Here is an 8,499-nt window from a genome sequence, read left to right on the forward strand (position 1 = left end):
CGGTTACTGGCCCGGCTGAGCCGGCGGTCGTGGGACCAGTTGCGGCTCGCCGCAGGCGTCGATGTCTATGCCCAGATCAAGGGCGTTGCGCTCGCGCCGGGGCGCGACGGCCACGCGTAGTTGGCGGCGATGACGTGCCGCGAGCCGGCACGAACTTCGCATTCTTTCTTACGATCGCTGCAAAGGCGGCGCTGGAAACTACGCGACTACCAGTCGTGTCGGGTCAGCGACCACGTGCGTCCGCATCCCCTGAAGGAGAATCGACAATGTCGTTCGAAAGTAATCAATCGATGCCGATCGCGGCGCTGCGCGGCGGACCGGGCACGCCGGCCGCCGACGTGCTGACGGCGTTCGCGCTGCGCCGCAAGGCCGAAGGCGTCGATGTCGTCGGCGTGGTCGTGCCGCTGGAAGACAGCGGCCATCACGGCCATGGCGGCGGCCATGAAGGCTGCGAATGCCGCAGCGAGCTGATCGATATCGCCACCGGCGATCGCTATTCGATGCACCAGGATCTGGGCTCGGGGTCGCAGGCCTGCAATCTCAACTCGTCGTCGCTGGCGCTGGCCGCGGGCGCGGTCGAGCGGGGGTGGCACGCAAGCCGGCGCTGGTGGTGCTGAGCCGGTTCGGCGGCCAGGAGGCGGTGCGCGGCGGGCTGATGTCGGCGTTCCAGGCGGCGATCGCGGCCGGCGTGCCGGTGGCCTGCGTGGTGACGCCGAAGGCCGAAGACGTCTGGAACGACTTCGCCCAGGGGCTGTCGGTGTCGTTGCCGCCGGAGGCGGAGGCGCTGGAAGCGTGGTGGCGCGATCACGCCCGGGGACGGAACGCGGCGTGATCCGACCGGATCGCGCCCGCCTGGGCGCGATACCAGGTTTCGAACAGGCTGGACGCGTAGGCGCCCTCGTAGCGCCCGGTGAGGTAGGCGGCTGCCGTCTCCAGGCTCTTGCGGCCGGTCCAGGTCGCCGGGTATCCGGATCCGCCGAGCGCGCCCCGCGGGGTCGCGGTCATCCGGATCGCCTCGGCGACGGCGCCGGGATCGCGCGCTCTGCCCGCCCGGTACAGCACGCCCAACAGCACCGCAGCCACCCCCGCCACCATCCCCGCCGCAACATTCGGGCTGCTTCGCTGTACGATCCTTCCCTCCAGGGCGGCGCCCGTCACGCTGGTGCCGGGAATGGCGATTCCAATGTCACCGAGGTCGCGGCACTGGCCGCCGAGGAGCTGGCCGACGCTGTCGAGGGCTGCGACCGGCAGCAAGTTCGAGGTGCCGCAACGGCGCAGCAGCGTGGTGCAGCCCTGGCTGCCGGCGCTGGTGACGATCAGCGCTTTGCGGGCATTACACTTGGCGACTGCGTCCGCCAGAGCGGGGCCCGGATACCAAGGGCGTTCGAACGATCCGTCACCAATCAAGATGATGTCGGCGCCATGATCCAGTGCCCGAGCGATTGCGTCGGCAAGATCGGCTTGTCTGCACGCCTGCCGACCACTGCTGAAGATCGGCGCCAGCAAACCGCTGCACATCGGTGCGATGCCCTCGACGGACCGGCAAGGCTGCCCGAAAAGGAGACTGGCCAAATGGGTGGCTTGCGCGCTCGCGGGGGCGTCTTCGCCGGCGCGCTGGGCTGCTGCGGAGTTGAGGGGCTTGAGGGGCGCGCCGATGAAACAGTCATGGGTGCGGTCGACCAATCCGTCGAGCAGCGCCACGGTAACATCGCGCTCGCCGCCGCCGAACGCGAACAGAAGCTCCTGGTGGAGCTCGCTTCCAGACACGCCAACCATAACCCCGCCCGCATCTTCCGTCAGCCACATGCGATGCGCTCGCATGTCGTTGCCTGCACTGCCCGTTGCAACTGACGGTTTATGCCTCGTTATTTCTCGATTTTTCAATCGGTCAAGAGGCATCTCGCATAATCCCTTATTGGGTCTGGTTCCGCTCCCTTATCGATGGGTCTCCAGCGTGAAAATGGCGTGATAGCACCGTGAAAAGTGCTATTTTGAGCGCAGCGACAGGAAGGACACGGGATGACGGCGGCGGCACATTCGGAGCGATATGCGCTTCGGCTGCTCGGCCCCTTCGAGTTCACCGCGCCGGGCGGGCGCCGGATCGAGATCACCAGCAAGAAGGGCATTGCCGTTGTCGCAATGCTCGCTTTGTCGCGTGATGGCGCGCGGACCCGCGGCTGGCTGCAGGATCGGCTGTGGGGCAGCCGGCGCAAGGCCGAAGCCGCCGGCAGTCTGCGCCGCGAGCTGTCGAACCTGCGCAAGCTGCTGAACGTGGACGCCGCCGAGCTCTTGCTCAGCGATCGTGATCGTGTGTGCCTGCGGACCGATTTGATCGACATCGACCTGTTTGCCGCGCGCCCGGGCCGGGCGGTCGGAGAACTGCTGGAAGGCCTCGAAATTCCAAGTGAGCGAGGCTTCGGCGAATGGCTGCGTGAACAGCGCGGCGCGCTGGTGCCGCCTGCCAACGACATCTCGGCGGTGGCAGGTGGCGGAACGACGCTCCCGACCCATATCGTCGACACTTCGGCGCCGCCGGTAGGGTTTGCAGGCCGGCCGGCGATCGCGGTGCTGCCGTTCGCCAACGCCACCGGAGACGAAACGCTGGACTACGTCGCCGAAGGCATCGGCGAGGAGCTGATCGTCGGGCTATCGCGGATCCGCTGGCTGCCGGTGATCTCGCGCAATTCCAGCTTTTCATTCAGTGAGAGCGACGATCGCAAACTGATCGGCCAGCGCCTCGGCGCGCAGTACCTCGTCGACGGCCGGCTGTATCGCGCCTATCAATCCTATGGCGTGTCGGCGTCGCTGGCCGAGGCGGTGACCGGCTATTCGCTGTGGTCGCGACGATTCACGCTGCAATCGCCGGCAGCGCGCGACGAGCTCGAGCAGTTCGTCAATGAACTGGTGGCGCAGCTCGAAAGCCGGATCGAACACGCCGAGCAGATCCGCATCCGCGGCAAGCGACAGGATCGGCTCGGCGTTTCCGATCTGATCTGGCGTGGGCGCTGGCATCTCAACCGGCTGACGCGCGCCGATTCCGAGATGGCGCAGAAGCTGTTTGCCGAAGCGCTGGCGCTCGATCCGGATTCGCCCGAAGCGCTGATTCAGGCGACGGCGGCACTGGCCTGGTCGATCTGGGCCGGACGCCAGCCGCAGGATCAGATCCTGCGGATGCGCAAGCTGGCGCAACAGGCGATGCTGGCCGATCCCGACGACGGCCGTGGCTTCATGCTCGCTGGGATCGCCGAGATGTGGCTGCGGCATCCGCTCGAAGCGAAGGGCCTGCTGAAGCAGGCGATCGCGCTCACGCCGAGTCTGGCGCTGGCGCACGCTCAACTCGGCGGCTGCTTCAATCTCGCAGGTCAGCCCGATCAGGCGATCGTGCACCTCAAGACCGCGCTGCGGCTGTCGTCGAACGATCCCAACATTTTCTATTCGCTGGGCGAACTGGCGCTCGCCTATACCCAGCTCGGGCAGTGGCCCGACGCGATCGAGCACGCCACGCTGGCACTGGCGCGCCGCCCGGCCTATTGGTACGCGCACGTTCTCAAGGTCAACGCGTTGGCGCGGATTGGCCAGCTCGATGCCGCGCGCCTCGCCTGCGACGAGTTCGTCGCCGCCACGCCGCATTTCTCCAAACGCTTTCTGGATTGGCTGCCGTTCGTCGACCGCACCTGGATCGACCACCTCGTCGGAGGGCTGAAGATGGTGCCCGGTCGGCCGCAGGATTGGCCGGAGCGGGACAGTCAGGAAACCGCCGCTTAGGATCAGTCGAATCGGGCGTCGCTATCGGATGCGCGGCCAACGGTCCGGCTTCCCCCGTCAGATCTGCTGTGCGACCTGTTCCAGGCCTATGGTGCGGGCGAGCTTGCGTACTTCCTGCTTCTGGTCCTCGCGGAGCTGGAACAGCAACGGCATCGCGGCGAATTTGAGCTGCTGCACTTCGGCGCTGTCGGGATCGATCGGCGGCGCGCCATCGCCGCGGCCGCGCGACGCCGCATGCAGCTTGCGGCCGATCGCGCGGAGCGCCTGCTCCACCGACGGCCAATAGTATTCTTGCGACGACGACAAATTGAGCCGGGTTTTGATCTGCGCAATTTGGCCGTCGCTGAGCAGGGCTTCCTTCGCGGCAGGCTTTGGCTTCGGCTTCTGAACCGGCGTGGTGGCAATCACCGGTGGCAGCTTGGTCACCGGTTTTGCCGCCGAGCTCGGTCCCGACGGGGACGCCTCGGGAATCGCCGCGACCGGTGGTTCGTCGGTCGCATAGGCGAGCCGCACAGGCCCGGTCGTCGTCGTGGTGTCCGCAGCATCGGCTTCGGAAAGCGCTGTCGCTCGATCGGTGGCCTCGAAGTCGGTGGCCTCGAAGTCGCCGAGCTCGGGCTCGCTCGCAGCGAGCTGTGGCCGGGCTATGCCGAGCTTGTCGGCCTTGACCTCGCGATTGGCGACCGGGCGCTCGATCGCAGCGGCACCGGCAGAGCCCGCCGCCGGGACGCTGGCGCGGGATAGAATGCTGGCCGCAGACGCGCTCGCCAGGAGCACACACGCCAGCGCAGAAAGGGTGATGGCCTTGGTCAAGCTGGTCTCCGTCGGCGACGAACGGCTGCTGGTATCGCGCAAGAATGCAGACGAAATATGGCTGTTAGTGGTAACTATAGTCGGTTCCTCGGGGCGTTCGGTTCCGCGCCCAAGGCCGCACGTTCAGGCTGTCCGTTCAGGCCGCCGCGTACATCTGTATCTCGGCCAGCTCGTAGGCTTCCTGGATGTCGGCGATGATCTCGGAGGCTTCCCACAGTGCGTCGGGCGCGACCGACTGGATACTAATCGTCCAGTTGCCGCCTTTGCGGGTGCGCGGCGTCGCGACGATCTCGAACCGGACGTCGCGGCACAGCGGATTGCGCTGCAGCGCGCGAGCGACCCGGATGCGGAGTTCCTCGAGAGTCGCGGAAGTCTTTTCGACATGCAACATGGCGACGTCCACTTCGGCTGTGGTGTGCGCCTACGATGCAGGGGCGGTCGTCGAGAGAGCCCCGCGTCGCGGCGGCCCTATTGATGTGCCGAGGATGGTTAATGGGGTATTAAGCGGCTCCCGCGTCTCGACCGCCAGGTACAAATACGTGGAGTGATCCCTGCTATCCACAGCCCCGAGCTCTCCGGCTCAGCGCTGCTCGACCACCAGATTCTGGATCGCGCGACCGAAATAGCCGTGCACATCCGCCAGCTTCGACGACGCGATACCGGCACCGTCGGGCCCCAACCACATTTCGGAATTCAGCAGCACCCAGTCGCCGACCGGCTGCCGCGCGAAGAACACGTTGAGGTCGGCGTTGATGAAGGTCCAGTGTTTGAAGTCGAGGATCGACGATGTGGCGTTGCTGAAGTCTGCGGCGACCACTGCGCGCATCGCCTGCGATGTCGGCTGCCCTTCGACAAGTGCGCGGTCGGCGCGATACCAGGTTGCGCCGGGACCAATCTCACCGAAGCCGCCATAGACCTTGCGCAGCGACATTCCACCGACGAACGGATTGCGGGTGAAGCCTGGGTCGAGCACCGGGCAATCGTCGGGATGCGGTACGTCGAGCGGCGGGTGCTCGATATCGTCGGGCAGATCGGGCGGGGCGATGCGAATCTTCAGCACCGTGGCGCCGACCACGACGACGCCCTTCGACAGCAGCCGCACGGCGCAGAGCTGGATCTTGCGGCCCTCGCGCAGCACCTCGGTCTGGTAGGTCAGCGGTCCCACCGGCACCGGACGCAACAGATCGACGGTGACGCGCGCGATCTGCATCGGCGATGGCGTTGGGACCTGCTCGGCCAGATAGGTCACGAGCGCCGACGGCGGCGAGCCGTGCTGCATCGTCGGATCCCACGGCCCGGCCGCGTTCGGACTGGTTTCGATATCGGTGCCGTCGATACGGTAAATGGAGTCCATGAGGCGGCGTCCAGAAATTGAGCTGACGAGATCGGAGCGTTCCCCCTCATTGCGAGCGAAGCAAAGCAATCCAGGGCCGGCGCACGGAGCTGGATTGCTTCGTCGTTGCACTCCTCGCAATGACCGGGTGAGCAGAGGAGACGACGGTTATCGCCTCACAGCGGCGGGTCGATCGCCTCGTCGTATTCCTTCTTGAAACGGGCAATCAGTTCGCCGGCGGGCAGGACTTCGTTGATGCTGCCGATGCCCTGGCCTGCGCCCCAGATCTCCTTCCACGCCTTCGGTTTGGCGCGTTCTCCGGCTTCGTCGGTGCCGAAGTTCATCTTCGACGGATCGGATTGTTCGAGATTGTCCGGGTCCATCCCCGCCGCGACGATCGACGGCTTCAGATAGTTGCCGTGCACGCCGGTGAACAGGTTCGAGTACACGATGTCGTCGGCGCCGGAGGTGGTGATCATCTCCTTGTAGCGCTCGACCGCGTTGGCTTCCTTGGTGGCGATGAAGGCCGATCCGATATAGGCGAAGTCGGCCCCGAGCACGCGGGCGGCACGGATCGCGCGGCCATTGGCGATCGCGCCCGACAGGGCGATCGGACCGTTGTACCAGGCGCGCGTCTCGGTGACGAAGGCGAACGGCGATTGCGTACCGGCATGGCCGCCGGCGCCGGCCGCGACCAGGATCAGGCCGTCGGCGCCTTTCTCGACGGCCTTGTGGGCGAACTTCTGATTGATGACGTCGTGGAAGACGATGCCTCCCCAATTGTGCGCGGCCTGGTTCAGCTCCTCGCGGGCACCGAGCGAGGTGATCAGCATCGGCACCTTGTGCTTTTCACACAGCGCGAGGTCGGCATCGAGCCGGTTGTTGGATTTGTGCACGATCTGGTTGACGGCGAACGGCGCCGACGGACGCTCCGGATGCGCCTTGTCGTAGGCGGCGAGTTCTTCCCTGATCTGATGCAGCCATTCGTCGAGCAGCGCCGCAGGGCGCGCATTCAGCGCCGGAAACGACCCGACCACGCCGGCCTTGCATTGTGCGATCACCAGCTCGGGACCCGAGATGATGAACAGCGGTGAGCCGATCACCGGAACCGACAGGCGGCCCTTGAACAATGCAGGCATGGGCATTCGAGTTTCTCCTTGTTTGTTGTGTTTGGCGGCGCGGCCGCGGCGACACAAAAGCAAGCGAGGAACCGGCCTGCAAGCTACGATTTGCCGAATTCGCAGCGTTTCGACGCAAGCGTGCGTTTCGTCGCAGGAATCGGGCGCCGCCTATTGGCGCCATGCCCGTGTGACGAAATTTTCGGTGCGGCAATCGCCCGGCTCGCGCGGCCGTCCGGGGATCAGCACCTTGGCGGAGCACTTCTCGGTCGAATCGACGCCGAGGCTGTTGCCGAGGCGATAGCCCTTCGATCGGCACAGGATGTCGGCGGCCGCCTGGCAGTTTGGTCCGCTGCCAGGGACCACCGGACAGACCTGATGCCCGCTGACCATCGCCGGCACCATTGGCGAGGATTGTGTTGGGGGCGGTGTCGGCGAAGCCGAGGGCGCGGAAGCTGAAGGCGGCGGAAGTGATGGCGGCCCTGCTTGCGGCGGCGAACCTGGCGGACTCTGCTGGGGCGCCGGACTGGCGGGCGCCGGCTGCGGCGAGTCTTTGTTGTCGCTTCCAAACGATGGCAGCAGCGAGGTCGACGGCAGGAGCGACGAGGGAGCCTTCAGGAGCTTTTGGATTTCGTCGACCAGACCGGGATTGTCCGACTGCGACGGAGGAGACGGTGGCGCCCGGTCGGCTGGCGGCGCCGCGGAAAGCTGCGCCGCTGCGGGCGCGCTGGCGAGGGTCGCGAGCAGCACCGCGGCTGCGGCAACGCAGATGCATCGTGCCGCCAGACGCCGGCGCAACATGCGGTTCAATACGAGCATGTCCCAGCCTACGCCGATGTACCGGCGGAGAGAAGACGGGTCACCGGAACCGTTGCTAGACCAGCTTGAGAGCGACCACGAAGCCGAGCACCAGCACGACCGCGCCGATCGTCACCCACAGGCCGAGCCGCTTTTCGATCTGCTCTCGGATCACCACGCCGTAGCGGTTCAGCACGATGGCCACGACGAAGAACCGGCCGCCGCGAGCGATGATCGAGAACAGGATGAACGACCAGATGTCGTAGCCGGCGAAACCGGAGGTGATGGTCACCAGCTTGTAGGGGATCGGGGTCAGGCCCTTGAGCAGGATGATCCAGGCGCCCCATTGCGCATAGCCGGCGCGAAAGGCCTCGACCTTGTCGCCGTAGCCATAGAGCTGTATCAGCCAATGGCCGACCGAATCGTACAGCACGGCGCCGATCAGATAGCCGACCACGCCGCCCGCGACCGAGGTGATGGTGCACAGCCCGGCGTAAAACCATGCCCGTTCCGGCCGTGCCAGCGACATCGGAATCAGCATGACGTCCGGCGGGATCGGGAAGAACGAACTCTCCGCGAAGGAGACCATTCCGAGGATCCACAGAGCGTAGGGCTTGTGGGCGGCGTCGATGCACCAGTCGTAGATTTTGCGCAGCATGACGCGCGATCAACCAC

At 66.0% G+C, this 8,499-nt stretch carries 9 protein-coding genes and 1 pseudogene; 3 read left to right on the top strand and 7 right to left on the bottom strand.

Translation table 11 applies throughout. The features are described from left to right. A partial coding sequence (locus DU475_RS22030) for a TOBE domain-containing protein (protein ID WP_205524501.1) occupies positions 1–120 on the top strand: 120 nt, incomplete at its 5' end. Between the two features lie 170 nt (positions 121–290). Then, a pseudogene (locus DU475_RS22035) lies at positions 291–832 on the top strand (DUF2478 domain-containing protein). Here the strand turns inward: DU475_RS22035 and DU475_RS22040 are convergent. Next, entirely contained in the window at positions 805–1,806 is a 1,002-nt protein-coding gene (locus DU475_RS22040; protein WP_234713362.1) for a S8 family serine peptidase, read from the bottom strand. The pseudogene DU475_RS22035 and the gene DU475_RS22040 overlap by 28 nt on opposite strands. A gap of 213 nt (positions 1,807–2,019) precedes the next feature. On the opposite strand from DU475_RS22040, the gene DU475_RS22045 reads away from it, so the two are divergent. Beyond that, positions 2,020–3,765: a tetratricopeptide repeat protein gene (locus tag DU475_RS22045; RefSeq protein ID WP_164633335.1), complete on the top strand. Its 1,746-nt coding sequence runs from the start codon at positions 2,020–2,022 to the stop codon at positions 3,763–3,765. A gap of 57 nt (positions 3,766–3,822) precedes the next feature. Here DU475_RS22045 and DU475_RS22050 read toward each other — a convergent pair whose 3' ends face one another. The 6 genes from DU475_RS22050 to DU475_RS22075 form a co-directional block, all read right to left on the bottom strand. After that, positions 3,823–4,575 carry a hypothetical protein gene (locus DU475_RS22050; RefSeq protein WP_164633336.1) on the bottom strand — a complete coding sequence of 251 codons (753 nt, stop codon included), beginning with the start codon at positions 4,573–4,575 and terminating at the stop codon, positions 3,823–3,825. A gap of 136 nt (positions 4,576–4,711) precedes the next feature. Beyond that, a complete protein-coding gene (locus DU475_RS22055) occupies positions 4,712–4,966 on the bottom strand; it encodes a hypothetical protein (RefSeq protein ID WP_047308888.1) in 255 nt (84 codons plus the stop codon). A 189-nt stretch (positions 4,967–5,155) separates the two neighbouring features. Then, entirely contained in the window at positions 5,156–5,929 is a 774-nt protein-coding gene (locus DU475_RS22060) for a thioesterase family protein (protein WP_013504517.1), read from the bottom strand. Positions 5,930–6,084: 155 nt separating this feature from the next. Continuing rightward, positions 6,085–7,053 (bottom strand): NAD(P)H-dependent flavin oxidoreductase, encoded by a 969-nt coding sequence (locus tag DU475_RS22065; protein WP_013504516.1) that lies wholly within the window; start codon positions 7,051–7,053, stop codon positions 6,085–6,087. 144 nt (positions 7,054–7,197) lie between these two features. Further along, entirely contained in the window at positions 7,198–7,419 is a 222-nt protein-coding gene (locus DU475_RS24410) for a hypothetical protein (RefSeq protein ID WP_246700395.1), read from the bottom strand. A gap of 481 nt (positions 7,420–7,900) precedes the next feature. Continuing rightward, positions 7,901–8,482 carry a YqaA family protein gene (locus tag DU475_RS22075; protein WP_013504514.1) on the bottom strand — a complete coding sequence of 194 codons (582 nt, stop codon included), beginning with the start codon at positions 8,480–8,482 and terminating at the stop codon, positions 7,901–7,903. Positions 8,483–8,499: the final 17 nt, after the last annotated feature.

Source organism: Rhodopseudomonas sp. WA056, from assembly GCF_010906995.1.
GTDB classification, from domain to species: Bacteria; Pseudomonadota; Alphaproteobacteria; order Rhizobiales; family Xanthobacteraceae; genus Rhodopseudomonas; species Rhodopseudomonas palustris_G.

Excerpts from the sequence above, each read along its gene's own strand:
- DU475_RS22040 (WP_234713362.1), bottom strand. The coding sequence starts at position 1,806 with ATGTGGCTGACGGAAGATGCGGGCGGGGTTATGGTTGGCGTGTCTGGA.
- DU475_RS22045 (WP_164633335.1), top strand. The coding sequence starts at position 2,020 with ATGACGGCGGCGGCACATTCGGAGCGATATGCGCTTCGGCTGCTCGGC.
- DU475_RS22055 (WP_047308888.1), bottom strand. The coding sequence starts at position 4,966 with ATGTTGCATGTCGAAAAGACTTCCGCGACTCTCGAGGAACTCCGCATC.
- DU475_RS22060 (WP_013504517.1), bottom strand. The coding sequence starts at position 5,929 with ATGGACTCCATTTACCGTATCGACGGCACCGATATCGAAACCAGTCCG.
- DU475_RS22065 (WP_013504516.1), bottom strand. The coding sequence starts at position 7,053 with ATGCCCATGCCTGCATTGTTCAAGGGCCGCCTGTCGGTTCCGGTGATC.
- DU475_RS24410 (WP_246700395.1), bottom strand. The coding sequence starts at position 7,419 with ATGGTCAGCGGGCATCAGGTCTGTCCGGTGGTCCCTGGCAGCGGACCA.
- DU475_RS22075 (WP_013504514.1), bottom strand. The coding sequence starts at position 8,482 with ATGCTGCGCAAAATCTACGACTGGTGCATCGACGCCGCCCACAAGCCC.